Here is a 25,701-nt window from a genome sequence, read left to right as displayed (position 1 = left end):
AGCGGGCCCCATCTCCCCTAGAATCGACTCCCATGAGCACAGTCCTGTCCGCGGTCGCCTGGCCGTACGCCAACGGTCCCCGCCACATCGGTCATGTCGCCGGCTTCGGCGTCCCCTCCGACGTCTTCTCCCGCTACATGCGGATGGCCGGCAACGACGTGCTCATGGTCTCGGGCACCGACGAGCACGGCACGCCGATCCTGGTCGAGGCGGACAGCGAGGGCATCTCCGCCCGGGAGCTCGCCGACCGCAACAACCGCCTCATCGTCGAGGACCTGGTCGCGCTGGGCCTGAGCTACGACCTCTTCACCCGCACCACCACGCGCAACCACTACCAGGTGGTGCAGGACATGTTCGTGGCCGTGCGGGACAACGGCTACATGATCGAGCAGACCACCAACGGGGCCATCTCCCCGTCGACCGGTCGCACCCTGCCGGACCGGTACATCGAAGGCACCTGCCCGATCTGCGGGGCCGGCGGCGCCCGCGGCGACCAGTGCGACAACTGCGGCAACCAGCTCGACCCGACCGATCTCATCGACCCCGTCTCCCGCATCAACGGGGAGACCCCGGAGTTCATCGAGACCTCCCACTGGTTCCTGGACCTGCCGGCCCTGGCCGGGGAGCTGGGCCGCTGGCTGGACGAGCGCGAGGCGACCGGGCTGTGGCGCCCGAACGTGATCCGCTTCAGCCAGAACATCCTCGAGGACATCAAGCCCCGTGCGATGACCCGCGACATCGACTGGGGCATCCCGGTGCCGGGCTGGGAGGACCAGCCCAACAAGCGCCTGTACGTCTGGTTCGACGCCGTGATCGGCTACCTCTCGGCCTCGATCGAGTGGGCGCGCCGCTCGGGCGACCCGGAGGCATGGCGCCGCTGGTGGAACGACCCCGAGACCCTCGCCTACTACTTCATGGGCAAGGACAACATCGTCTTCCACTCCCAGATCTGGCCGGCGGAGATGCTCGCCCAGAACGGCAAGGGCGACAAGGGCGGCGAGCCCGGGCGCTTCGGCGAGCTGAAGCTTCCCACCGAGGTGGTCTCCAGCGAGTTCCTCACCATGGAGGGCAAGAAGTTCTCCTCGTCGAAGCGGGTCGTCATCTACGTGCGCGACATGCTCGAGCGCTACCAGCCCGACGCGCTGCGCTACTTCATCTCCGCGGCCGGGCCGGAGAACCAGGATGCGGACTTCACCTGGACCGACTTCATCTCCCGCACCAACAACGAGCTGGTCGCGGGCTGGGGCAACCTGGTCAACCGCACCGCCGCGATGATCGCCAAGAACGTGGGCGAGATCCCGGCGGCCGGCGAGCTCGAGGAGATCGACACCGCCCTGCTCGACCAGATTCGCGAGGGGTTCACGACCGTGGGAGGCCTCATCGCGGCGCACCGCCAGCGCGCCGCGATCGCCGAGATCATGCGCCTGGTGGGCGAGGCGAACGCGTACGTCTCCCGCACCGAGCCGTTCAAGATGAAGGCCGAGGAGCAGCGCCCCCGCCTGCTCACCGTGCTGCACGTGCTCGCACAGGCAGTGACGGATCTGAACACGATGATGGCGCCGTTCCTGCCGCACTCCGCGAACGCGGTGGAGAAGGCGCTGGGCGGCGACCGCCAGATCGCACCGATGCCCCGGATCGACGAGGTCGAGGATCTCGACGGCGGCCCCGGCTACCCGATCATCACCGGCGACTACACCGAGGTCCCGGCCTGGGCGCACCATCCGGTGGGCGTGGGCCAGAAGGTCGTCAAGCCCACGGGCATCTTCGTCAAGCTCGACCCGACGGTCGCCGAGGAGGAGCTCGCGCGCCTGGAGGCCGAGGTCTCGGAGGGCTGAGCGCCTCGCGGACCGGGAGCGGCGTCGCGCGGCCCCGTCGGATCTGCAGCTCGCACCGACCGGTAGTAACACTTCTGGAAAGAAGTGTTACTACAATGGTGTCGTGATCACACATCCGACGCCGCTTACCGTCCCGCCGGTGGGCCACCGTGCGGGGCGATGGACGGTGCCCGACGACGGTCTGGCCTCCCGCTCGGCACGGGCCCGCGGCACCGGCCCCTATGAGGCGACGCTCCCGGCGCCGCTCGCGGGCGCTGAGCCGTACTCCCCGTCCCTGCCGGGCGACCTGGCGGCCGACGTCGCGGATGCGGAGAAGGCGCTGACGACGTTCGACGCGCACGCCATCGCCCGGCTCGGGGCCGACAACCCCGCCCTCGGGCCGATGAGCGCGATCCTGCTGCGCACCGAATCCGCTTCCTCCTCACAGATCGAGGACCTCACCGTCGGCGCACGGCAGCTCGCCCTCGCCGAGATCGACGAGTCCCGCAGCGGCAACGCCGCCACGGTGATCGCCAACGTGCGCACGATGGAGGCGGCGCTGCGCCTGGCGGACTCGCTGGACCTCGAGACGGTCCTCGCACTGCATGCCGAGCTGCTCACCGGCGCCCGGGACGCGGGCAGGCTGCGGGACCAGCTGGTGTGGGTGGGACGAAGCGGGCTGAGCCCTCTGGGCGCGGTGCACATCGCCCCGGAGGCGGAGGACGTCCCCGCGGCCATGGCCGATCTCGTCAGCTTCCTGGACCGCGAGGACCTGCCGGTCCTCCTGCACGCGGCGATCGCCCACGCGCAGTTCGAGACCATCCATCCGTTCACCGACGGCAACGGGCGCACCGGCCGCGCCCTCGTGCACGCGATGCTGCGTGGGAAGGGACTGCTCACGACCACCGCCCCCGTCTCCGCGGGTCTGCTCGCACAGCTCTCCGCCTACACCGAGGCGCTCAGCGCCTATCGCGCCGGGGACGCCCGACCGATCGTGGAGCAGTTCGCCCGCGCGGCACGTTATGCAGCCGCGACCGGCACCCGTCTGGTGGATGCGCTGTCCGCTCAGCTCGAGGAGGACCGCGGCCGCCTCACCGGGGTGCGCCCCCACGCGCTGGCCTGGAAGGTGCTGCCGCTGCTGATCGGCCAGCCGATCCTCAGCGCGGCGCATCTGCGCAGCACCCTCGACGTCCCCGCGATGTCCGCCCAGCGTGCGCTCGCCCAGCTGACGGAGCTCGGCGTGCTCCAGGAGGCCACGGGGCGCTCGAGGAACCGCGTCTGGCAGCACCCCGGTATCCTCGCCCTGCTCGACGACTACGCGGCCGAGGTGCGACGCGCCGGGTGACCGGTCGGGCGATCGCCGCCGATCAGACCCTCACAGCGTGAACACCCGCAGCACGACGGCATGCTCGCTCCCGGCGACCTCCCCGCCGGCGCGCAGCACCTCGGGGATGAGCTCCTCGGGCAGCGGGTGACCCTCGACGTGGGCGAGATAGGCCTCGTGGTCGCGCAGCGAGTCCACGGCCGCCTCGACGTGCTCGGCCGACACCGTTTTCGCGTGTGTGGGGTCGGGATGCCCCGCGATGGCCAGGATGGAGGTGCGCCAGGGCTCGAGCCCCTCGTCCTCCCGCAGCGGTCGGAAGACCCACGGGTTGGCGGCGTCCCGCGCGGCGTCGATCGCGGCGAGACCGGCGACCCGATGATCGGCCTGGTTGAGACCGCCGTACGCTTCGACCTCGAAGTTCGCGACGAGCACGAGGTCCGGACGCACCTGGCGGATCACCCGGGCGATGTCGCGGCGCAGGTCGAGGGTGCCCTCGAGCATCCCGTCGGGGTGGTGGAGGTAGCGCAGGTCGCTCACGCCCACCCGGGCGCAGGCGCGTCGCTGCTCGGTCTCCCGCAGCGGACCGACGACCGCCGGCGGTTCCGCCATCCCCGCCTCGCCGCGGGTGAGGAGCAGATAGGAGACCTCGATGCCCGCTGAGGTCCAGGCGGCGACGGCCGCGGAGGTGCCGTACTCCATGTCATCGGGGTGGGCGACCACGCACAGCACGCGGCGCAGGTCCTGCTCCGACAGCGCCGGCAGGAGCGTCCCGTCGCTGGTCTCGAGGGAGTCGGACGACTCGAGGGATCCGGACATGGCGCCTCCTGGGTGAGCGGGTCTCGCGCCCACTCTAGGACCGCGACCACCGGCAGGTCCTCAGCTCACCGGAACTGCTCGCACAGGGAGATCGTGGAGATCGTGGAGGTCGCGGACCAGTCGGTTCACGGCGGCGCGGCCGGCGCGGTTGGCGCCGATGGTGGAGGCGCTGGGGCCGTAGCCGAGCAGGTGGATCCGGGGGTCGACCGCGGCGGTCGTGCCGTCGATCGCGATGCCGCCGTGCTCGCTGCGCAGTCCGAGGGGCCGCAGGTGGCGCAGCTCGTGGCGGAAGCCGGTGGCCCACAGCAGGACGTCGAGCGGGGTCTCGCTCCCGTCGGCCTCGATCACGCCGTCGGGCGTGATGCGGGTGAAGAGCGACCGACGCTCGAGCAGGCCCCGGCGCTCCGCCTCCTGCACGGCGGGGGTCCGCACGAGGCCGGTGGCGGAGACGACGCTGCGCACGGGCAGGCCCTGGCGGACCCGCTCCCACACCCCGGCGACGGCCTCCCGTCCGAGCTCCTCGGTGAAGGGGCGGTCGGCGAATACGGGAGGTCGGCGGGTGTACCAGAAGGTGCTCCCCACCTCGGCGATCTCGAGCAGGTGGCCGATCGCGCTGATGCCGCCGCCGATGATCCCCACCCGGGCCCCGGTGAAGTCCTCGGCGCGCACGTACTCGGCGGTGTGCAGCTGGATGCCGCGGAAGTCCCCCGCACCCGGGATCACGGGCCGGAAGGGGCGGGTCCAGGTGCCGGTCGCGTTCAGCACCGCCCGGGTCCGCAGCAGCGGCCGAGGGGCCCCGTCACGCCCGACGGACCGGATCAGCAGCGGGCGGGGCCCGGGGCCGGATGCGATGGGATCGTCCTCCACCAGCGTCACCCGGACAGGGCGCTCGATCTGCAGGGCGAAGCGCTGCTCGAAGTCCGCGAAGTAGGCGGGGACCGCCCGGTTCGAGGACACGCCATCATCGGCCTCGACCGGGGGCATGCCGGGCAGCTCGCGGATGCCGTTGACGGTGGCCATGGTGAGGCTGTCCCAGCGGTGCCGCCAGGCGCCTCCCGGCCCGTCCTCCGCGTCCAGGACGACGAAGCGCAGACCTCCGCGACGCTGCAGGTGATAGGCGGCGGACAGACCGGCCTGACCGGCCCCGATCACCACCACGTCCACGTCCCGCACCGCGGTCCCGTCCTCGCTCGTCATGCCGGGCACAACGACGCGATGCCGGGTGGTGTTCCGCGGCGCGAGCGATCTCACGCCGCGGCGGTGACCGCCCCGATGCTCGCCGAGGCGGCGGCGAGGGCCTGGTCGAGGTCGGCGCGCAGCTCCTCGAGGTCCTCGAGTCCGACGCTCAGGCGCACCGTCCCGGGCCGCACCCCGCACGCCTCGCGCTGGGCATCGGTGAGGTGGGAGTGGGTGGTGCTGGAGGGGTGGCAGACCAGCGAGCGGGCGTCGCCGAGGTTCACGGCGATGGTCCACAGCGACAGCGCATCGCAGAACACCGCGGCGGCGTCCTCTCCCCCGGTGAGCTCCAGGGAGAACACCCCGGAGGTGCCGCGGGGGAAGTCCCGGTCCGCCAGCGGTGCGTCCGGTCGGCCCGGGATGGTGGGGTGCTCGACCCTCGCCACCCCCTCCAGCCCGTGCAGGTGGGAGGCCAGGGCGGCGGCGTCGGCGCTGACCTTGCGCATCCGCAGGTCGAGCGTCTCGATCCCCACGAGGATCTGCTGGGCGCTGGAGGCCGACAGGGTGGTGCCGAGATCGGTGACGTACTTGGCGCGGGCGTAGCCCAGCAGCCCGGAGCCGCCCCGGGCGTACTCGTCGGCGAAGGTGACGCCGAAGCGCCGGTTCGGGGTGGTCAGACGGGGCCACCGCTCCGGACATCGCCGCGGGTCGAAGCGGCCTGTGTCCACGATCAGCCCGGCGATGGTGGTGCCGTGGCCGCACAGGTACTTGGTCGCGGAGTGGACCACCACGTCCGCGCCGTGGTCACCGGGGCGGTACAGGGCGGGGCTGGCGAGGGTGGAGTCGACGACCACCGGGACGTCGTGGGCATGGGCGATCGTGGTGAGGGCGTCGAGGTCGAGCAGCTGCGCGCCCGGGTTCGCGATGGATTCGACGATCGCGGCGCGGGTCCGGTCGGTGAACGCCGCCTCCCACGCCTCGAGGTCCCAGGGGTCGGCCACGGTGCAGGTCACCCCGAAGTCGGCGAGGGTGTCGTCGAGGAACTCGGTGGTGCCGCCGTACAGTCGCGAGGAGGCGACGACATGGCCGCCGGGGGCGGCCAGGGCGCACAGGGCGATGGTGGTCGCCGCCTGGCCGGAAGCGACGGCGATCGCCCCGATGCCGTGCTCGAGGGCGGTGATCCGCTGCTCGAGCACCGCAGTGGTGGGGTTGCCGGAGCGGGAGTAGGCGAAGCCGTCGGCACGGCGCTGGAAGAGCTGCTTGAGCGCTCCGTGCGAGGTCTGGGCGTAGGCGCTGGCGGTGTGGATGGGCGGGGTGAGCGCTCGATGACCGTCGGCGCCGGCGTCCCACCCGGCGTGGATCCCCGCCGTGCTGGTCGCCGACGCCCGGGACCCCGCCGTGCTCTCCCCTGCTGCGCCCGTCGCTGTCGTGCTCATCGCCGCTCCTCTCCCCCGCCGTTCTGACCTGCCCATCCTGAGGTCGCGCGGTGTCGAGGTGCGAGGTCTATGACGGAGTGTTGCCCTCCGCGACGGGGGTGCCGTCGTTCGCCCACACCCCGGAGGTGCCGCGGCGGTGGGAGCCGAGCAGGTGGGTGTCCACCACTCCCAGGGCCTCCATCAGAGCGAACATCGTGGTGGGGCCCACGAAGCGGAAGCCGCGCCGCTTGAGGTCCTTCGCCAGCGCGACCGACTCCGGGCTGGTGGTGGGGATCTCTGCCGCCGTGGCGGGGATCGGCGTGCGCGCGGGCCGAAACGACCACACGAGGTCGGCCAGGGTGGTGCCGGGGCCCTCCTGGTCGCGCAGCGCGATCGCCGCCCGGGCGTTCCCGAGGGTGGCCTCGATCTTGCCACGGTGGCGGATGATGCCCTCGTCGGCGAGCAGACGGTCCACGTCCGCGGGGCCGAAGGCCGCCACCGCGTCGACGTCGAAGTGCGCGAAGGCGCGGCGGAACCCCTCGCGCCGGCGCAGGATCGTGGCCCAGCTCAGACCGGACTGGAATCCCTCCAGGACGAGGCGCTCGAAGACGCCGCGCTCGTCACGGACGGGCATGCCCCATTCGGTGTCGTAATACTCGCGCAGGTCGTCGTGGACCGACGCCCACGCCGGTCGTGCCAGCCCGTCCTCGCCGATGTGCAGGCCGGTGCTCATCCGTCGATCTTCCCGACGGCCTCTCGCTTCTCGGCCTGGAACTGGTCCTCGATGCGGCCCAGCGCCCAATAGGCGGAGATCGAGATCTGCTCGCGCGGGATGCCGGCGTCCTTCACCAGGACCTGCCGCAGCTGCTTGGTGACGCCGCGCTCGACATGGCAGAACACCTGCAGGCCCTCGTGGTCCTCGAGGTCCAGGTCCCGCACCTGCTCCACCAGCTCCTCGCGCGTCCCGATCACCCAGCGCAGCTCGAGACCCTCGGGGCGCCTCAGCTCGAGCCGGTCCTCCTCGTGCTCGAGATGGACCAGCGCGATCCCGGTCGCGTCCGCCGCCATCGACTCCAGCGCCGAGGCGATCGCGGGCAGAGCGGCGTGGTCGCCGATCAGCACGTGGCGGCGGGTGTCCGGCTCCGGGGTGTACCCCCCGCCTGCACCGTTGAGCGCGATGAGGTCGCCGGGCTGCGCCTCGTCGGCCCAGCGGGCGGCCACGCCGCTGTCCTCGCCCTCGCCGTGCAGCACCACATCGATGTCGATGCGCTGGTGCTCGTCGTCCCAGCGGCGCACCGTGTAGGTGCGGCGCGTGGGGAGCAGCTCAGGGCTCTGCTCACGCAGCGCCTCCAGGTCGTACGGCGGGTGCAGCCCGGAGGCCGGGTCGGCGATGAGCAGCTTGACGTAGGCATCGGTGCTCTCGGAGCGCCGCAGGGCGCTGAAGCCCTCGCCGCCCAGGGTGAGGCGCAGCAGGCGCGGCGAGATCCGGGTCTTCGCCTGCACCTCGAGCACGGCCTGCGGCCGTGCGGGGCGCTTCGCGGGCAGGTCGGCGGAGCGGGAGGGATCGGTGGCGGTCTGCATGCCCCCACATTACGCGACATCCCGCTTCCGTAAATCCCTGGATCATCCACCCGGCGCCTGATCTAGGCTGGGGATATGAGCATCCATCCCGTGCCCGAGGTCGATGTGGTCGTCGTGGGCTCGGGCCCCAACGGGCTGGCCGCCGCGGTGACGCTGGCGCGCGCCGGCCTCTCGGTGCAGGTGCTCGAGTCGCAGGACACGATCGGCGGCGGCGCCCGGACGCTCGATCTCGGCCTCGCCCCGGGGATCGTGCACGACATCTGCTCGGCCGCCCACCCGCTCGCCCTCGCCAGTCCGTTCTTCTCGGCCTTCGACGTCGAGGCCCGGGGCGTCCGGGCCGTCGCGCCCACCGCCTCCTACGCCCAGCCCCTGGATGACGAGCCGGCCGCGATCGCCTGGCGCGACGTGGAGCGCACGGCCGACGGGCTCGGCGTCGACGGCCCGGCCTGGCGCGCGACCCTCGGCACGCTCTCCCGCCATCAGGACCTCGTCGTCGAGCTGGCCCTCGGGGACAAGCGCTCGGTCCCCCCGGCGCTGCTGTCCCCGCGGACCCTGCTCGCCGCGCCGCTGTTCGGCGCCCTCATCGGCCTCCAGGGCACCCCTGCCTGGAACCTCCCCTTCCGCACCGAGCGTGCCCGCGCCCTGCTGGGCGGTGTGGCGGCGCACGCGATCGGTCCGATGCCGTCTCTCGCGATGGCGGGGACCGCCGGGCTGCTGGGGTCGATCGCCCACGGCGTGGGCTGGCCGATCCCCGTCGGCGGCTCCCAGTCGATCGTCGACGTGCTGGTGGCGGATCTTCGCGCCCATGGAGGCAGGGTCCTCACCGGACATCACGTGCGCAGCTGGCGGGACGTGCCCGCCGCCCGCGCGGTGCTGCTGGACACTCCCGCTCCCGCCGCGGCGGACATCCTCGGCGGCCGCCTCCCCGCCTCGCTCGAGCGGGCGCTGCGCCGCTTCCCGCACGGCGACGGCGCGGCGAAGGTCGACTTCGTGCTCTCGGGACCGGTGCCGTGGCGCGACCCGGAGGTCGCCGAGGCCGGCACCCAGCACCTCGGGGGCAGCCGCGCCCAGATGGCGTACGCGGAGGCGGAGGTCGCCGCGGGTCGCTTCCCACAGCGCCCGATGACCCTGGTCAGCGATCCGTCAGTGGTGGATCCGGGACGGATCCACGGCGGGCTGCGTCCGCTCTGGGCGTACGCGCACGTCCCCGCCGGGGACACCACCGACCCCACCGAGCACGTGACCGCGCAGATCGAGCGCTTCGCCCCCGGCTTCCGGGACCTCATCGTCGCCTCCCAGGGCATCCCCGCCTCCCAGATGGCCGAGCACAACCCCGCACTCGTCGGCGGCGACATCTCCATGGGCCGGGTCACGATGGCCGGGATGATCGCCCGGCCCACCGCCCGGCTGGATCCGTACCGCCTTGCGGGCACCGGCTGGTACCTGTGCTCCCAGGCGACGCCGCCCGGCCCGGGTGTGCACGGGATGTCCGGCTGGCATGCCGCCCGACGGGTGCTCGAGCACGAGTTCGGGATCCGCGAGATGCCGGATCTCGCACCCTCCGCCGCCGTCTGAGAGGCGGGGAGCCTGCCATCGCCGCGGGGACTGACTGCTCACACCGGGCGCGCTCCCGGTGGAAACATGTCGACGGATGACACACCATTGCTCTCCGTGAATTCTCCAGCGATCCCCGGTCCCCCTCCGATCACGCCGGAGCGGGACTCTCACAACCCCTCCGGGCGCACCTTCCTGGGTCAGCCCGGCCCTCTTGCGAACCTGTTCAGCGTCGAGCTGTGGGAGCGGTTCAGCTTCTACGGGATGCAGGGCATCCTCGCGATCTACATGTACTTCGCCGCCACCGACGGCGGCCTCGGCATCGACGAGACGGTCGCCCTGGGCATCGTCGGCGCGTACGGCGGATCGGTCTACCTCTTCTCCATCCTGGGCGCCCTGGTCTCGGACCGCCTGCTGGGCGCCGAGCGGACGCTGTTCGGCAGCGCCGTGATGATCATGCTGGGCCACATCGCGCTCGCCCTGATCCCCGGCGTCCCGGGCCTCATGGCCGGCCTGCTGCTCGTGGGTGTCGGCTCGGGCGGCCTGAAGTCCACCGCCGCGACCCTGGTCGGCTCCCTCTACTCGCGCGACGACCCGCGCCGCGACGCGGGCTTCTCCATCTACTACATGGGCATCAACATCGGCGGCCTGCTGGGCCCGCTGGTCACCGGCATCGCCCAGCAGCAGTGGGGCTTCCACCTCGGCTTCGGCCTCGCCGCGATCGGCATGGCGCTGGGCCTGCTGCAGTACACGCTGACCCGCAAGGGCCTGCCGCAGAGCGTCCACGAGGTCCCGAACCCGCTGCCCCGCAGGTACTACCCGCTGTGGGCCGGCATCGGGATCGCGGTCGTCGTGCTGGTGCTCGTGCTGGTGCTCACCGGCGTGCTGAACGCGGCCAACCTCGCCACCGTCGTCGCCGCCCTCGCGGTGATCGGCGCGATCGTCATCTTCGCCCTGCTGCTCACCTCCAAGAAGCTCGGGGCGGACGAGCGCTCGCGCGTGGTCTCCTTCATCCCGCTGTTCATCGGCACGGCGGCATTCTTCGCCCTGTTCCAGCAGCAGTTCACCGTGATCACCCTTTACTCGGACACCCGGCTGAACCGAGAGATCTTCGGCTGGACCATGCCGATCTCCTGGGTGCAGTCCTTCAACCCGTTCTTCATCATCGTGCTCGCGCCGCTGCTGGCGGCGCTGTGGACGAAGCTCGGCACCCGCCAGCCCGGCACGCCCCTGAAGTTCGGGGTGGGCATCATCCTCATGGGCTCCGCGTTCCTGCTGTTCCTGCCGATGGCATCGGTGGTCGCCGTGCCGGTGCTGTGGATCGCGATGATCATGCTGGTGGCGACCGTCGGCGAGCTGTGGATCTCGCCCGTCGGCCTCTCACTGGCCACGAAGCTCGCCCCCGCGGCGTACCCGGTCATGATGATGGCCCTGTACAACCTGTCCGTCGCCCTGGGCACCTCGCTCTCCGGGGCGCTCGCGGGCTTCTACTCCGCCGAGACCGAGACGGCGTACTTCGGGGCCCTCGGCGCGATCACCATCGCGATCGGCCTGCTCATGCTCCTCATCGCGAAGCCCGTGAGCCGGGGCATGCGCGGGGTGCGCTGAGCACCACCAGCTCCTGGGTGGCACGGGTCATCGCGACGTAGCGGGCGACCGCGCCCTCGATGCCGGTGCCGAAGGCCTCCGGCACCACGAGCACCACGAGGTCGAACTCGAGCCCGGCGACCTGCCGCGGAGACAGCACCGTCACCCGCCCCGTGCGGGAGGCGGTGCTGTCGGCATCCGGGGCGAGGTGCTCGCCGATCACCACAGCCGTCCCCTCCGCGTGCTCGGCGAGCCACTGCTGCAGGATCCCCTCGAGCTGCTCGGGCCGGCCGTGACGCACCGGCATCCCGGACTCCCTGATCGAGACGGGGACATCCGCCCCGGGCAGCGCGGCCCGGATCACCGGCTCCGCGCATCGCATCACCTCCGCCGGGGTGCGGTAGTTCAGGCTCAGCACGGACCGCTCGATCCGGTCGATGCCGACCCGCGCCAGCCGTTCCTCCCAGGACTCGGTGAAGCCCCGGGCGGCCTGTGCGCGGTCCCCGACCAGGGTGAGGCCGCCCGAAGGGCTGCGGCGCACCACCATCGCCCACTGGGCATCGGTGAGCTCCTGCGCCTCGTCCACCACGACGTGACCGAAGGGGCCCGCCAGCTCGTCCGGCACGGCGACCTCGACCGGGGTGGCCTCGGCGAGCGCCCGGCGGAGGTCCTCGCCGCGCAGCATGGACATCTCCTGCATGTCGGAGCTGTCGGACGCGATGAGGTAGTCGGTCAGCAGCTCGATCTCGCCGGCCGTCTCCTCCTGTGCCTCGAGACGGGTTCGACGGCGAGCCTCCTCGCCCGGGTCGCCGAGCCGGTGGCGGGCGGCGTCCAGCAGCGGCAGGTCCTCCAGCGTCCAGGCGCGGGGGTGCTCGCGCTGGAGCAGCTGAACCTCCTGGGGGCTGAGCGAGGGCGCGCACCGGCGCAGGTAGGCGGGCACCTCGAAGAGGTCGCCCACGAGGTCGGTCGCCTCGAGCAGGGGCCAGGCGCGGTGCACGGCGCGCACCAGATCCTCGTCGGCCAGGAGGTCCTCGCGCACCTCCTCGACGGAGGGCGTCTCCTCGAGCCCCTCCGCGAGCTCGGCCAGGACGATCTCGGCCAGCTCGTCCCAGATCTCCTCCCGGGCGAGGTTGTGCGGGGTCGAGGGATGCACCGCCGCGAAGGCGTCCGCCAGGTGCTCTGTGCGCAGCTGGACGCTCCCCCACCCGGTCTCGAGCTCGTGCTCGAGGTCGGGTGCCTCCTCGTACAGCCCGACGGCGGGCTCGATCGCCTCCACCAGCACCAGGCTCGCCTTCAGCGCTGCGACCACCGGATCCGTCTCGGCGCGCGCCTCAGCACCCTCGGGCAGCAGGTCGGCGAGGGTGGCGGTGAGGGCGTCCTGCTCCCCGAGGCTCGGGAGCACATCGGCCACGTGGTGGAGATAGGGGCGGTGCGGGCCGAGGACCAGCACGCCTCCCCGCTCGCGCAGGCGCGGCTCCGCGTAGAGCAGGTGGGCGACCCGGTGCAGGGCGACCACCGTCTTGCCGGTCCCCGGGCCGCCCTCGACCACCAGGGGACGGCGGGCGCTCGCCCGGATCACGGCGTGCTGGTCGGCGGCGAGGGTGGTGAGCACGGACTCCATCTGCGGGGTGCGTGCGCGGGTCAGGGCATCGTGCAGGGCGGAGTCCTCGTCCGGGCTGATGCCCTCCGCCTCCTGCCCGTCGGCGGCGTCCGCGAGCGTCTCGTCCCAGTAGTCGCGCACCCGGCCGTCCGCCCAGCGGTAGCGCCGGCGGGAGGCCAGGCCGAGCGGCTCCGCGCGTGTCGCGGTGAAGAACGGCTCGGCGGCCGGGGAGCGCCAGTCCACCAGCAGCGGCGTCCCGTCGGCCGCATGGACCGCGAGCCGGCCCACGTGGATCGACGTCGAGCCGTCCAGCGGCGACATCCGCCCGAGCACCGCATCCCGCCGGACGCGCTGCAGGCCGCGGAGCCGGCGGCGGTGGTGCTCGACGATCGCGTCCCGCTCGACCCGGCTCTGGGCGTCCCCGCCCCGTGAGCGCAGCGCCGCCTCGAGGGCGTTCTCCGTCTCGGCGAGGTCCCTCCGCATGGCCTGGTCGATGAGGTGGAATCGGTCGTCGTCGCCCGCGATGAGTTCCGGCGAGGTCTTGTGGGCGGCGAGGGTGGTCATGTCGAAGGCGCTGGTCACTGGAGGGGGCTCCCGGGGTCGTGGAGATCGGAGAGTGATTCTGAACCCTCCAGGGGGCCTTGCCGCAAGCCCCCCACCAGGCAATAGACTGAGCCCAGGCGGGCAGGGACCGCCGGGCAGGGACTGCACGGGCTCGCCCGTGGCGCGCCGCCGGTCCTCCGGCCGCCGAGCTCAGCGCTGCGGTCCGCTCCCGTCGTCCCGCTCCCGGATCAGGGCGACCAGGGCGATCATCACCGCGGCGGAGCCGACCGTGTTCTGCCCCTCCCTCGTCAGGATCCCGCTCTCCACGAGCTCGCCGAGGTCCCGGCGCACGGCTGCGAGGCGGCCCTTCTCCTGCTGGTCCCACCCTCCGGTGGCCGGATCGATCGGGACCGACGGCAGCGCCGTCTCCGCGGACTCCGGGTCGGGCAGCGAGAGCCCCGAGGGCCGGCAGGCGGCGAGCAGCGCGGCGAGGGTGTCCGGCATGCCGTGGAAACCGCCGTCCTCCTCCCCTCGGGCGTCACGGCCCAGCAGATGCGCGGTGAGCACCGCGTGCGCGAACTCGACGAAGCCGTCCGCGTCCGTCTCGAACGGGATGAACGGCACGGGCCCGGGCAGGCGCCGCACCCGGGAGCCCACGATCTCGAGCCAGCCGCCGTCCAGCAGGGTGACCCAGGGACCGGCCAGCTCCGGCCGCTCCCACATGCTGCGCACTCCCGTCCCCTGGGCGCTCGACTCCCGGGACTCCTCCACGAGCAGCGCGCGGCAGTCCGCCCGCCCGAGGGCGCCCGTGGCGGTGATCGGCCGCCCCTTCTCGCCGATGAGCTCGAGCAGGGCGGCGGCCCGGCGCACGAAGGCGTTCTCGGCGTGGGCCGTGCCCTCGTCATCCGGGGCGAGCGTCTCCAGGGAGATGCTCCCGGCCTCCTCGGGGTCGGGCAGGAACCAGGGCCAGTCCGCAGAGGGCGGCGCCTCGGCCGCCGCGGCCCGCATCGACGCCTCGAGCTCGAACGGCGAGGACGGGTCGACGAGCCGACCGGTGGCGCCCAGCCGGACCCGCTCGGCGTCCGGCAGCGACTCGTACCAGTGCATGTACCCCGCGAGCTGGTCGTCGTCCTCGAGGTCCACCCCGAGCGACATCCCGTGGCCCAGCACGTTGGTGGAGAACGATCGACGGGAGGGGTCGTCGGCCGCTTCGAGGGTCGCGAACTCGAGCGCCTCGACCATCGCGGTCGCCTCGGTGATCGGCATCGCCCCGCGCTCCCAGCGGCCCGTCTCCGCGAGGCAGCTGAAGAACCGCGACAGCGTGGGCACCAGGTCCATCACGCGCTCGCGCGGCTGGACCACCATGCGCGGCACCACCTCGGTGAGCAGCTCCGCGGTGAGCTCCGGGGTCCACCAACCGGGCTCGGGGCTGCCCTGCTGCTCGGCCTTGAGGCGCAGCAGGGTCTCCAGGGTCCTCACCTCCATCCCCACAGGGGCGTCGTCATCGGCGATGACCCGCCAGGTGGCGTACTCGGAGAGCACGAGCTCGCGCTCGTGCTCCCAGTGCCCCTCGGTCCGTTCCGCCATCCCACCAGCATGACGGCCAGGGCCGGTTCCTGCCACCGAGGACCGCGCGAGGTCGTCACCGTCGGTTCATCCGTTCGCCTCTTCCCGGGGACGCGCGAACACTACGGTAGGAGCGCTCCCACCCTTCCTCTCCTCGGACTCGTGATGGTCTCCTCCTCCTCGCCCGCCCGCCCCTCCTCCCCGTCGGCGAGGCTGCTCGGCCTGCTGGCCGCTCTCGCCCTCCTCGCTCCCCCCGCCCTCGCCCTGCAGACGCTCCAGGCGCCGCCCGCCGCGGCGGAGGTCACGGACGAGCAGCTCGCCGCCGGCGGGGTGCTACGGGACTCCCGCACCTACCAGGTCGCCCCGGGCCTGGACCTCACGAACTTCTCCCGGCTGGAGGAGGACGGCTGGAACGAGGGCAGCGTCCTCACCGCCGACCTCGACGTGCCGACCCTGTCCCTGGACGTCGCCCACGGCGACTCCGTCACCGGGCGCGCTCCCCTGCAGGAGGTCATGACCTCCGGCGGCCACGGCGACCGGGCCGTGGCCGCGGTCAACGGCACCTTCTTCGACATCAACCACTCCGACGCCCCGATCTACACCTCCGTCTCCCAGCAGGGTGTGGAGATGGGCTCGCCCTCCCCGCGGCCGGCGCTCACCGTGGCCGAGGGACGGGCTGCGATCCAGGCGCTCTCCGCCTCCGGCACCGCGACCCTCCCGGACGGCACCTCCGTCGAGCTCGCCGGGATGAACAACCCCTCGATCTCCGCGGACGGCATCGGCCTGTACACCGCGGCCTGGGGCGACTACACGCTGGACCGACCGATCGGCGCTCCGGACGCCCCCGCCGGGAAGGTGGCCCGCGCGAGCGTGGTCGACGGCGTGGTCACGACGGTCAGCGGCATCCAGGACAGCGCCGGCGCCCCGGACATCGCCGAGGGCGAGCAGGTGCTCCTGGGCCGTGAGAACGGTGCGACCACCGTCGCGGGCCTCGCCGTCGGCGACCGGGTCGACATCGAGGTGGGGCCCAGCGAGGACATCGACATGGGTCTCGCGGGCTCCCACCAGATCCTCACCGACGGTGAGGTGCCCGAGATGGGCGACGACTCCCTGGTGACCGCCGATCATCCGCGCACTGCGGTCGGCGTCTCCCAGGACGGCAGCGAGCTGTTCGTCATGGTGATCGACGGCCGCACCGCGGAGTCCCGCGGGATGTCCCTGCCCGAGGCGGGGACGATCCTGCGCGACATGGGCGCGCACAACGCCGTGAACCTCGACGGCGGCGGGTCCTCGGCGCTGGCCGCGCGCACCGCCGGTGCCGAGGGGTCCTCGATCTGGAACAGCCCCTCCGACGGCGAGGTCCGCGAGGTCCCCAACGCCCTCGTCTTCTACTCCGACGCCCCGCAGGAGGAGCTCACCGCCGTGCAGACCACCACCGCCCTCGACGATCCCGCCGTGTTCCCCGGCCTGCAGCGCACGCTGCGGGCGACCGGCCTGGGTGCGAACCTCGAACCGCTCCTCGCCGACGGCACCTTCACCGCCACCGGGTCCCTGGACCTCGTCTCCTCGGACGCCGAGGGCGCCACAGTGCGCGGGACCGACCGCGGCACCGGCACCGTCGCCTACACCGCGGGAGCGCTGACGGACGAGCAGGAGCTCCGAGTGCTCGGCCCGGCCGTCGGCCTCGAGCCCTCGGAGCGCACGATGAACCTGGCCGACGCCGAGGACTCCGCCGAGCTGACCCTGAGCGGCTTCGACGCCGACGGCCAGCGCGCCACGATCGAGACCGACGACGTGGACGTCTCCGTCGACGGCGGCTTCCTGGCCACGCCCGCCGGGCCGGGATCGTGGACCATCACGGCGACCGGCGCCACCGAGACCGGCTCGATCACCCTCACGGTCGGCGAGCTCATCACCACGGTGGCCCTCACCCACGGCACCGAGACCTCGACCGTTCTGGACCTCTCCGATCCCACGGCCTTCACCACCGACGCGGCCCGGGCCACCGGCACGATCGGCGCCGCCGAGGGTCCCGACGGCGAGGCCGGAACCGCGATCTCGATGAGCTTCGACTTCACCACCTCCACCGCCACACGGGGCTTCTACCTGGTCGCGAAGGAGCCCGTGACGGTCGAGGGGAACGCCCTGTCCTTCACGATGGATGTGCGGGGCGACGCCAGCGGGGTGTGGCCCCGCCTGCAGGTCGCCGATGCCGAGGGCACCGTGACCAACCTCGACGGGGACACCGTGGAGCACGAGGGCTGGGACCAGGTGCGCTTCACGGTGCCGGACGGACTCGCCCAGCCGCTCACCGTGCAGCGGGTGCGGATGATGGAGACCCGTCCCGAGGCGCAGTACACCGGGGACATCGCCGTCGCGAACCTCCAGGCCGTCACCACCCCGGCGACCGATGCGCCCGAGCAGGCACCTGTCCACGACGCCGCGCTGCTGACCACCGGGACGGTGGTGGACCGTCCCCAGCAGATCGCCGTGATGAGCGATGCGCAGTTCATCGCCGCCGATCCCGACTCCGGAGCCGTCGAGGGCGCGCGCCGCACGCTGCGGGAGATCAAGCAGGCCCGGCCGGACCTGCTGGTGATCAACGGCGACTTCGTCGACGAGGCCTCCCCCGAGGACTTCGCCCTCGCGAAGAAGATCCTCGAGGAGGAGTGGGGCGAGGAGATCCCCTACGTGTACGTGCCCGGAAACCACGAGGTGATGGGCGGGGACATCTCGAACTTCGAGGAGGCGTTCGGCCCGGTGACCTCGCAGCAGGACCTCGGAGGCACCCGGGTGATCACCCTGAACACCTCCTCGGGCACTCTCGCCGGCGGCGGGCTCGACCAGATCGCTGACCTCGAGGCCTCACTCCAGGAGGCCTCCGAGGACGAGGACCTGACCGGGGTCACGGTCTTCTTCCATCACCCGCCCACCGATCCCCTGCCCAGCAAGAGCAGCCAGCTCACCGATCAGCGGGAGGCGCGCGCGGTCGAGAACCTCCTCGCGGACTTCCGCCGCACCTCGGGCACGTCCGTCGCCCTGGTCAACGGCCATGTCGGCGTCTTCCACGGGGCGGCGGTGGAGGGGGTGACCACGCTGATCAACGGCAACTCCGGCAAGAACCCCGCCGGCACCCCCGCGACCGGCGGATTCACCGGCTGGACGATGCTGGGCGTGGATCCCTCCGCCGGTGTCGTGGGCACGGCCCCGAGCACCCAGGACCGCGTGGACTGGCTCGCCGCCGAGACCCGTCCCTGGGTCGACGAGCTCACGGTGCAGGCACCGGCGACCCTGAGGAAGGGCACCACGGGCCAGGCCACGGCGAGCTTCACCCAGGACGGCCGGGCCGTGCCGGTGGCCTGGCCGGTGACCGCCCAGTGGGGTGGGAGGAACGTGCGGATCCTCGACGCCGACGGGGCGAAGGGCTCCGACCACAGCGGCGTGGTGCGGCTGAACCCGGCCACCGGGGAGATCACCGCGATGCGCCCCGGCACCGCGACCCTCAAGATCACGGTCAACGGACGCACGGCGACGACCACGGTGAAGGTCGTCCCGCGCTGAGTCCGCCCGCCCGATGACGACAGCGGCCGCCCGGAGTGCTCCGGGCGGCCGCTGTGCGCTGGTGGGGTCAGACCAGTTCGATCCGCGCGTCCTTGTCGTTCATCACGATGATCGGGGTGATCGTGGGATGGCCCGCCCGACGGACCGCGTCGAGGTCCACGCGGAGCAGCGGGGTCCCTGCGGTGACGTGCTGACCGGCCTCGACGAGGGTGGTGAACCCCTCGCCCTTCATCTGCACCGTGTCCACGCCGACGTGGATCAGCAGCTCGGTGCCGTCCTCGAGCACGAGCGCGACCGCATGCGAGGTGGGGAAGACATGGCCGACGGTCCCGGCCGCCGGGGCGACGACCTCCCCGCCGGTCGGCTCGACCGCCACGCCCGGCCCCATGATCTCCTGCGCGAAGGTCGCATCGGGGACCTCGGAGAGCGGGACGACGGCACCTGCCAGGGGCTGGCGCAGGCGCACCAGGCTGCTGGCACGCACCACGGTCGCAGCGCCGGACCCTGCGGCGTCGGACACCGTGTCGGACACCGGGCCGGACTCCGCCGCGGCGATCGACTCGGCGCCGTCGACCGGCTCGACCCGGCCGGTCATGATCGACTCCATCGCGTCCTTCACGAACTGGACGCTCGTGCCGTAGATGACCTGCACGGACCGTCCACCGGGCCGCACCGTCCCCGCGGCGCCGGCGTGGCTGAGGGCCGCGTCGTCCACGAGGGAGAGATCCGCGATCTCCATGCGCAGGCGGGTGGTGCAGTTCTCCAGGTCCAGGATGTTGTCCCTGCCGCCCAGCGCAGCGAGGAACGCGGTTGCCGTGGCGAGGTGCTTCTTCTCGCCGGAGAGCACGGTGGCCTCATCGGTGAGCAGGTCGTCCTCGTCCCGACCCGGGGTCCTGAGGTCGAACTTCAGGATGATCGCGCGGAACACGAGGAAGTACACCGCGAACCAGAAGATGCCCATCAGCGGGATCGCCCACGGGTTCTGCGCCATGGGGTTCACCCAGCCCAGCACGAGGTCGATGAACCCGCCGGAGAAGCCGAAGCCCATCCGCACCGGGAGCATCGCGCTGATCGCCATCGAGATGCCGGTGAACAGCGCGTGGACCACGTACAGGCCCGGGGCGAGGAACATGAAGGAGAACTCGAGCGGCTCGGTGACGCCCACGAAGAAGGAGGCGATCGCGCTCGAGAACAGCACGCCCGCGGCCACCTTGCGGCGGGACGACTTCGCGGTCACGTACATCGCGAGCGCCGCGCCGGGAAGGCCCATCATCATCACGGGGAAGAAGCCGGTCATGTACTGGCCGGTGACGCCGTAGGTGCCGGTGCCCGCCATGAACGTGCCGAGGTCGTTGATCCCGGCCACGTCGAACCAGAACACGGAGTTCAGGGCGTGGTGGAGGCCCAGCGGGATGAGGAGACGGTTGAGGAAGCCGTAGATGCCCACGCCCAGCGGGCCGAGGGTCAGGATGAACTCGCCGAAGGCGACCAGGCCGGTGAACACCAGCGGCCACACGAAGAAGAGCGCCAGGGAGAGCACGAGCGAGGCGCCGGCGGCGACGATCGCGACGGAGCGGCGGCCGGAGAAGAACGCGAGGGCGTCGGGAAGCTCGGCGTCCTTGAAGCGGTCGTACGCGCTCGCGCCGATGAGCCCGCAGAGGATGGCGACGAAGACGTTCTCGACGTTGCTGAATGCGAGGTTGACGTCCTCCTCGGCGATGCCCTTGAAGATCGCGACGCTCGACGGGGACAGCAGGTTCGTGACCACGAGCCAGGAGACCAGGCCGGCGAGGGCAGAGGTGCCGTCGGGCTTCTTGGCCATGCCGATGGCCACACCGATCGCGAACAGCAGCGGCAGCTGGTCCAGGATCGCACCGCCGGCGATGGTGAAGAATCCGCCGACGATGTTCGCATCGTCACCGGTGGCGGCCACGATCCAGTAGCCGATGCCGCTGAGGATCGCGGCGACGGGGAGCACGGCGACCGGCAGCATCAGCGATCTGCCCAGGCGCTGGAAGAACTTCATGGGTACCTCTCGAGGAGCGGGGACGCGCCCGAGGAGCCGACGACGGTGCCGGGGGTGCTGTCCGGGGATCAGCCCAGAGTGTCCTCCCGGAGCGCTCCGGGAGCACGTTCAGGTGGGGCCGGCATGACCGACGCCGCACCCCGTCCGTCGGGGCGAGCTCGAGTCCTCGAGGTCCGGCTCAGGCGCCGGAGAGCCGCACGGAGCCCTGGTCGAGCTGCTTCTGCGCGCGCTTGATCGTGTGGGAGTCGTAGCTCCCCGTGGAGCGCGCCTCGTCCAGGGCATCCTGCTGGGCGTCGAGGAACAGCTGCATGAGCTCGGGGTACTGCTGCTTGACGGGGTCCCCGGCCGCGGCCCTCGCCTGCGGATCCGAGATCCGCGACAGCACCATCCGCGCCTTCTCGATCACCGAGTCGTCGAAGCGCTCCCCGCCGCGGCGGCGCAGATCGGGGTTGTCCAGCACCTGGCCCGCGGCGGCCTCGTTGACCTCGACCAGCAGGAGCGCGAGCTCACGCCGGGCCTGCTCCTCATCAGTGCCGCGGATGCCGAGCACCCGTATCAGCAGCGGCAGCGTCCCACCCTGGCCCACCAGGGTCACCAGGGCGACCACGAAGGCGACCAGCACGAGCTGGGTGCGGTACGGGAAGTCGGTGGGCAGCGACTGCGCCGCGGCGAGCGTGACCACGCCGCGCATGCCCGACCAGGCCAGCACCGCCCCGCCCCGCCAGCCCAGGCCGTTGCCGGCATAGAACCGTGCATCGGCGCGTCGGCGCTGGAGCCAGCGCTCGATGCGGGCGCCGCGCGGGTGCTGCTGGAAGCGTTCGTCCCGGGAGACTCGCTCGAGCGCCTCGTCGAAGCGCCGCGCCTGCTCCTCGTGATCCGGTCGGCGCCGGCGGGCGGTGAACACGACCGGCACCACGAAGGCGACCCGGACCAGTCCCAGCAGCACCGTCACCGCCAGCCCCACCCAGACGGCATGCCACACCGAGAGCCCGCCGTCGGAGACGTCGGTGACCAGCGTGCGCAGCTGCAGCCCCATGAGGAGGAAGACGCCGTTCTCGAGCAGCAGCTGGACGGTCAGCCAGTTGGTGCGCTCGGCGTTGCGGTCGGCGACGCTGAGCCGCCGCACGCCGCTGGCGCCGGTGACCAGCCCGGCGGCGACCACGGCCAGCACCCCCGAGGCGTGCGCGAGCTCCGTGGGCAGGAAGGCGATGAACGGGACGACGAAGGAGATGGCGGTGGTGAGCACCGGCTGGTCGATCTTGGAGCGGATCCGCACCGCGATGAAGCCCACGGCCGCGCCGATGACGATCGCGACGACCACCGCGTAGAAGAAGTCGCCCGCCGCGTGCCAGAAGGAGAAGGCTCCGGCGGTCGCGGCGACGGCGGTGCGCAGCAGCACCAGGGCGGTCGCGTCGTTGACCAGACCCTCCCCCTCGAGGATCGTCAGCAGGCGGGGCGGCAGGCCGAGTCGCTTGCCGATCGCGGTCGCGGCGACCGCGTCCGGCGGGCTGACCACGGCGCCGACGGCGACGGCGGCCGCGAAGCCGAGGTCCGGGAAGATCGCCCACAGCAGAGCGCCGACCCCGAACGCGGAGACCAGCACGAGGACCACCGAGAGCGCCCCGATGGTGCTGAGGTCCCGCCGGAAGTCCATCACGGGCATGTTGACCGCGGCCGAGTAGAGCAGCGGGGGCAGGACGGCGGCGAGGATCAGCTCGGGCTCGGGGGCGATCAGCGGCATCCCGGGGATGACGCTCACGGCAAGGCCCACGATCACCAGGATGATCGGGGTGGCGAGCCCGAAGCGGCTGGAGAAGTAGGACGCCCCGACGATGATCAGCACGGCCAGCACGGCCACGACCTCGAACTGCTCCAGCCCCATCTGTTCCAGACCCATGCATCGCCCTCCGTCGCCCCCGCCCCGCCGCGAGGAGGCTCGCCCGCTCTCCGGGCACCGCCATTTTTCCATCTCCGCCCGCTCGGCGCGGGGAGACTGCTGAACGTGCGGCCCTCTCCGCCGCGACACGCAGAGTTTCCAGGCCGTACGCACGGGTGCCATCGGGCAGACCGCTCCACGGCGCACTATTCAGTGGAGACCGGACGTGAATCGGGCCACACTCGAGGTGAGGTCCCGGAGGGGCGGTGGTGTCCATGGCAGTCGTGAGGGTCTACAACCTCGGGTACGACCCCGAGACGCGCATCGGCGAGCTCCTGCACACGACCACCGTCCGCCACGCCTTCGGGATGATCCGCCGGGAGGTCGCCGATCCCGTCGAGCTGACGATGCTCGGGGATCGCATCGTGCCCACCGCCCTCGAGCTCACCCGCGAGCTCAGCGGGGCATGGGTCGAAGGTGCCGGGCAGCGGTCCGTCGGCTTCTCCTACCGGGCGGTCCACGAACGGGACCATTGGTCCTGCGGGTACTGCGGCCGCAGCGTGTCGAAGTCTCCGGCCCGCGAGGCGCTGCTGGCGACCGTCGACCACATCCTCCCCTCCTCCCGGGGCGGGCTCTCCTCCTGGACGAACCTGGTCTCCGCGTGCAAGGAGTGCAACAACCGCAAGGCGGACCGCACGCCCGAGGAGGCCGGGATGCCGCTGCGCGTCGACCCCTATGACCCAGCTCTCGCCTACCGCGTGGGCGGGTTCGTGGAGAGGCTCCCGGTGCTGGTCCCAGCGTGAGGACGCCGACGGGCCCTGTGGCAACGTGACCATCGAGACACTCCGCCCCAACAGCACGTATCTCATCTATGAGTTACGGTCACGACATGACAGAGAACGAGGACTACCTGGCGCGGATCGGCACTCTCATCCGCGACGCCCGTCAGCACTCCGGCCTCACCCAGGCCCAGCTCGCCAGCCAGCTCGGCACGAGCCAGAGCGCCGTGAACCGCATCGAGAAGGGCCAGCAGAACCTCACCCTGGAGACCCTCTCCAAGATCGGGTCCGCGCTGGACTCCGAGCTCGTGGGCCTGGGCAGCTCCGGCCCGAGCCACCTGCGCGTCCAGGGCGAGACCACCCTGTCCGGCGCGATCGACGTGAAGTCCTCGAAGAACGCGGGCGTGGCGCTGCTGTGCGCCTCGCTGCTGAACACCGGGACCACCGTGCTGCGCAAGGTCGCACGCATCGAGGAGGTCAACCGTCTGCTCGAGGTGCTCACGTCCATCGGGGTGAAGGCCACCTGGCTGAACTCCGACAACGACCTCGAGCTCCAGGTCCCCGCCACGCTGGACCTGACCTCCATCGACGCCGCCGCCGCCCGCCGCACCCGCTCGATCATCATGTTCCTCGGCCCGCTGCTGCACCGCGCCGGGACCTTCCAGCTCCCGTACGCCGGCGGCTGCGACCTCGGCACCCGCACGGTCGAGCCGCACATGTCGGCGCTGCGCCACTTCGGCCTCGGCGTGGTCGCGACCGACCACCACTACCAGGCCACCACCTCCGAGGTGACCGGCGAGCGTCGGCCGATCGTGCTCACCGAGCGCGGTGACACCGTCACCGAGAACGCTCTGCTCGCCGCCGCCCTCTACGAGGGCGAGACCGTGATCCGCAATGCCAGCCCCAACTACATGGTCCAGGACCTGTGCTTCTTCCTCGAGAAGCTCGGCGTCGAGATCGAGGGCATCGGCACCACCACCCTGCGGGTGCGCGGCCGCTCGGAGATCTCCACCGACGTGGACTACGCGCCCAGCGAGGACCCCATCGAGGCGATGAGCCTGATCTCCGCCGCGATCGTGACCCGGTCGAGCATCACGGTGCGCCGGGTGCCGATCGAGTTCATGGAGATCGAGCTGGCGCTGCTGGAGGAGATGGGCCTGCGCTACGAGCGCTCCGAGGAGTACATGGCCGAGAACGAGCGGACCCGCCTCGTCGACGTCACCACCCACCCCTCGGATCTCAGGGCCCCCATCGACAAGATCCACCCGATGCCTTTCCCGGGCCTGAACATCGACAACCTCCCGTTCTTCGCCGTGATCGCGGCGACCGCCGAGGGCCAGACGATGCTGCACGACTGGGTCTACGAGAACCGCGCCATCTACCTCACCGAGCTCACCAAGCTCGGCGCGAACGTGAAGCTCATGGACCCGCACCGGGTGCTCATCGAGGGCCCCACCCGTTGGAGCGGCGCGGAGCTGGTGTGCCCGCCGGCGCTCCGGCCGGCGGTCGTGATCCTGCTGGCGATGCTCGCGGCGAAGGGCACCTCGGTGCTGCGCAACGTGTACGTCATCAATCGCGGCTACGAGGATCTGGCGGCCCGGCTGAACAAGCTCGGCGCACGGATCGAGACGTTCCGCGACATCTGATCCGGATGTGACAGCCTGACGGACCGCACCGGCTCTCGGTGCGGTCCGTCCTGCGTGGGGAGCGAGGAGCGACGTGGACGATCCCGGAGCGCTGCTCGTTCTCGGCATGGCGGCCGGCACCTTCGTCGGGGCGGTCGCCCAGCGGGCCACCGGCATGGGCTTCGCGCTGCTGACGGCGCCGTTCCTGGTCCTCGTGCTCGGACCGCTCGAGGGGATCCTCGCGGTCAACGCCGCCTCCTGCGTGGCCAACTCCCTGATCCTGGTGCAGGTGCACCGTGACATCGACTGGACCCGCGCGAAGGTGCTGGTCCCCATGGGCGTGGTGGGCGTGCTGCCCGGTGCGCTCGCCGTGGCGCTGCTGCCCGAGGCTCCCCTGACGATCGTGGTCAGCCTCCTGGTGGTGCTGGGGCTGGCCACCACCGTCCTCATGCGCGGGCGCACCCTCCCGCCCTCGACCGCCCTCGGCGCCGTGGGCGGCTTCGCCTCCGGGTTCATGAACGTCACCGCGGGCGTCGGCGGGCCCGGGGTGGTCGTCTACGCCCGGGCCACCGGCTGGGAGCATCGCCGGTTCGCGGCCACGGCGCAGCTGCACGGCCTGGTGCTCGGGGCGGTGTCGCTCGCGGCCAAGCGGGCGCTGCCCGCCTTCTCCCCGACCGGCTGGACGGCGCTGCTGCTCGCGCTCCTGGCCGGACTCGTCGTCGGCGATCGTCTCGCCCGGAGGGTCGACGGATCCGACATGATGCGCCCGGTCATCGTGATCGCGTCGGCCGGTGCGCTGCTGGCGCTCGTGCGGGGCGTGCTGGCCCTGGGCTGAGCCTCCCGGCCCGCCTGTCGGGA

The 25,701-nt window shown here is 72.0% G+C and carries 17 protein-coding genes; 8 read left to right on the top strand and 9 right to left on the bottom strand.

Translation table 11 applies throughout. The features are described 5' to 3' along the window. The first annotated feature begins 32 nt into the window (after window positions 1-32). Complete coding sequence (metG, locus tag CFK41_RS07990) at window positions 33-1,835, top strand: methionine--tRNA ligase (protein ID WP_096799177.1); 1,803 nt, start codon at window positions 33-35, stop codon at window positions 1,833-1,835. A gap of 103 nt (window positions 1,836-1,938) precedes the next feature. Continuing rightward, window positions 1,939-3,159 (top strand): Fic family protein, encoded by a 1,221-nt coding sequence (locus CFK41_RS07985; RefSeq protein WP_321169388.1) that lies wholly within the window; start codon window positions 1,939-1,941, stop codon window positions 3,157-3,159. A 30-nt stretch (window positions 3,160-3,189) separates the two neighbouring features. On the opposite strand, the gene CFK41_RS07980 is transcribed toward CFK41_RS07985, so the two are convergent. From CFK41_RS07980 to CFK41_RS07960, 5 genes are all read right to left on the bottom strand, one after another. After that, entirely contained in the window at window positions 3,190-3,954 is a 765-nt protein-coding gene (locus CFK41_RS07980) for a PIG-L deacetylase family protein (protein ID WP_096799175.1), read from the bottom strand. A 60-nt stretch (window positions 3,955-4,014) separates the two neighbouring features. Further along, window positions 4,015-5,151 (bottom strand): FAD-dependent oxidoreductase, encoded by a 1,137-nt coding sequence (locus tag CFK41_RS07975; protein ID WP_096799174.1) that lies wholly within the window; start codon window positions 5,149-5,151, stop codon window positions 4,015-4,017. A gap of 50 nt (window positions 5,152-5,201) precedes the next feature. After that, window positions 5,202-6,566: an O-acetylhomoserine aminocarboxypropyltransferase/cysteine synthase family protein gene (locus CFK41_RS07970; protein WP_096799173.1), complete on the bottom strand. Its 1,365-nt coding sequence runs from the start codon at window positions 6,564-6,566 to the stop codon at window positions 5,202-5,204. A 67-nt stretch (window positions 6,567-6,633) separates the two neighbouring features. Beyond that, window positions 6,634-7,278, bottom strand: coding sequence for a DNA-3-methyladenine glycosylase I (locus CFK41_RS07965; protein WP_096799172.1), 645 nt, complete (start codon window positions 7,276-7,278; stop codon window positions 6,634-6,636). Further along, on the bottom strand, window positions 7,275-8,126 hold the full coding sequence (locus CFK41_RS07960; RefSeq protein ID WP_096799171.1) for a siderophore-interacting protein: 852 nt from the start codon (window positions 8,124-8,126) through the stop codon (window positions 7,275-7,277). Before CFK41_RS07960 ends, CFK41_RS07965 begins: the two co-directional genes overlap by 4 nt. A gap of 75 nt (window positions 8,127-8,201) precedes the next feature. Between CFK41_RS07960 and CFK41_RS07955 the strand changes: the two genes are divergently transcribed. Then, on the top strand, window positions 8,202-9,701 hold the full coding sequence (locus CFK41_RS07955) for a phytoene desaturase family protein (RefSeq protein WP_096799170.1): 1,500 nt from the start codon (window positions 8,202-8,204) through the stop codon (window positions 9,699-9,701). A 66-nt stretch (window positions 9,702-9,767) separates the two neighbouring features. Next, window positions 9,768-11,288, top strand: coding sequence for a peptide MFS transporter (locus CFK41_RS07950; protein WP_096799169.1), 1,521 nt, complete (start codon window positions 9,768-9,770; stop codon window positions 11,286-11,288). On the opposite strand, the gene helR is transcribed toward CFK41_RS07950, so the two are convergent. Further along, window positions 11,245-13,449, bottom strand: coding sequence for an RNA polymerase recycling motor ATPase HelR (helR, locus tag CFK41_RS07945; RefSeq protein ID WP_227873257.1), 2,205 nt, complete (start codon window positions 13,447-13,449; stop codon window positions 11,245-11,247). The two genes, CFK41_RS07950 and helR, sit on opposite strands and share 44 nt — an antisense overlap. Window positions 13,450-13,620: 171 nt before the next feature. Further along, entirely contained in the window at window positions 13,621-14,997 is a 1,377-nt protein-coding gene (locus tag CFK41_RS07940; protein ID WP_096799168.1) for a hypothetical protein, read from the bottom strand. A gap of 144 nt (window positions 14,998-15,141) precedes the next feature. Here CFK41_RS07940 and CFK41_RS07935 point away from each other — a divergent pair, with 144 nt between their 5' ends. Continuing rightward, entirely contained in the window at window positions 15,142-18,537 is a 3,396-nt protein-coding gene (locus tag CFK41_RS07935) for a phosphodiester glycosidase family protein (protein ID WP_096799167.1), read from the top strand. A 67-nt stretch (window positions 18,538-18,604) separates the two neighbouring features. On the opposite strand, the gene nagE is transcribed toward CFK41_RS07935, so the two are convergent. Together nagE and CFK41_RS07925 are read right to left on the bottom strand one after the other, a co-directional pair. After that, window positions 18,605-20,563: an N-acetylglucosamine-specific PTS transporter subunit IIBC gene (gene nagE / locus CFK41_RS07930; protein ID WP_096799166.1), complete on the bottom strand. Its 1,959-nt coding sequence runs from the start codon at window positions 20,561-20,563 to the stop codon at window positions 18,605-18,607. A gap of 178 nt (window positions 20,564-20,741) precedes the next feature. Next, complete coding sequence (locus CFK41_RS07925) at window positions 20,742-22,460, bottom strand: cation:proton antiporter (protein WP_227873256.1); 1,719 nt, start codon at window positions 22,458-22,460, stop codon at window positions 20,742-20,744. A gap of 254 nt (window positions 22,461-22,714) precedes the next feature. Here CFK41_RS07925 and CFK41_RS07920 point away from each other — a divergent pair, with 254 nt between their 5' ends. The 3 genes from CFK41_RS07920 to CFK41_RS07910 all read left to right on the top strand — a co-directional run bounded on the left by CFK41_RS07920 (window position 22,715) and on the right by CFK41_RS07910 (window position 25,678). Beyond that, window positions 22,715-23,242, top strand: a complete 528-nt coding sequence (locus CFK41_RS07920; RefSeq protein ID WP_096800998.1) for an HNH endonuclease — start codon at window positions 22,715-22,717, stop codon at window positions 23,240-23,242. Between the two features lie 86 nt (window positions 23,243-23,328). Continuing rightward, window positions 23,329-24,864, top strand: a complete 1,536-nt coding sequence (locus CFK41_RS07915; RefSeq protein WP_151904709.1) for a UDP-N-acetylglucosamine 1-carboxyvinyltransferase — start codon at window positions 23,329-23,331, stop codon at window positions 24,862-24,864. A 73-nt stretch (window positions 24,865-24,937) separates the two neighbouring features. Then, window positions 24,938-25,678, top strand: coding sequence for a sulfite exporter TauE/SafE family protein (locus tag CFK41_RS07910; protein WP_151904708.1), 741 nt, complete (start codon window positions 24,938-24,940; stop codon window positions 25,676-25,678). The last annotated feature ends 23 nt before the right edge of the window (window positions 25,679-25,701 follow it).

Source organism: Brachybacterium ginsengisoli (genome assembly GCF_002407065.1).
GTDB classification, from domain to species: domain Bacteria; phylum Actinomycetota; class Actinomycetes; order Actinomycetales; family Dermabacteraceae; genus Brachybacterium; species Brachybacterium ginsengisoli.
This window is presented reverse-complemented; position numbering and strand designations above follow the sequence as displayed.

Bases quoted from the DNA above. Each gene is read 5' to 3' on its own strand.
- metG (WP_096799177.1), top strand. From the start codon at position 33: ATGAGCACAGTCCTGTCCGCGGTCGCCTGGCCGTACGCCAACGGTCCC.
- CFK41_RS07980 (WP_096799175.1), bottom strand. From the start codon at position 3,954: ATGTCCGGATCCCTCGAGTCGTCCGACTCCCTCGAGACCAGCGACGGG.
- CFK41_RS07975 (WP_096799174.1), bottom strand. From the start codon at position 5,151: ATGACGAGCGAGGACGGGACCGCGGTGCGGGACGTGGACGTGGTGGTG.
- CFK41_RS07970 (WP_096799173.1), bottom strand. From the start codon at position 6,566: ATGAGCACGACAGCGACGGGCGCAGCAGGGGAGAGCACGGCGGGGTCC.
- CFK41_RS07965 (WP_096799172.1), bottom strand. From the start codon at position 7,278: ATGAGCACCGGCCTGCACATCGGCGAGGACGGGCTGGCACGACCGGCG.
- CFK41_RS07960 (WP_096799171.1), bottom strand. From the start codon at position 8,126: ATGCAGACCGCCACCGATCCCTCCCGCTCCGCCGACCTGCCCGCGAAG.
- CFK41_RS07955 (WP_096799170.1), top strand. From the start codon at position 8,202: ATGAGCATCCATCCCGTGCCCGAGGTCGATGTGGTCGTCGTGGGCTCG.
- CFK41_RS07950 (WP_096799169.1), top strand. From the start codon at position 9,768: ATGTCGACGGATGACACACCATTGCTCTCCGTGAATTCTCCAGCGATC.
- CFK41_RS07940 (WP_096799168.1), bottom strand. From the start codon at position 14,997: ATGGCGGAACGGACCGAGGGGCACTGGGAGCACGAGCGCGAGCTCGTG.
- CFK41_RS07935 (WP_096799167.1), top strand. From the start codon at position 15,142: ATGGTCTCCTCCTCCTCGCCCGCCCGCCCCTCCTCCCCGTCGGCGAGG.
- nagE (WP_096799166.1), bottom strand. From the start codon at position 20,563: ATGAAGTTCTTCCAGCGCCTGGGCAGATCGCTGATGCTGCCGGTCGCC.
- CFK41_RS07925 (WP_227873256.1), bottom strand. From the start codon at position 22,460: ATGGGTCTGGAACAGATGGGGCTGGAGCAGTTCGAGGTCGTGGCCGTG.
- CFK41_RS07920 (WP_096800998.1), top strand. From the start codon at position 22,715: ATGGCAGTCGTGAGGGTCTACAACCTCGGGTACGACCCCGAGACGCGC.
- CFK41_RS07915 (WP_151904709.1), top strand. From the start codon at position 23,329: ATGACAGAGAACGAGGACTACCTGGCGCGGATCGGCACTCTCATCCGC.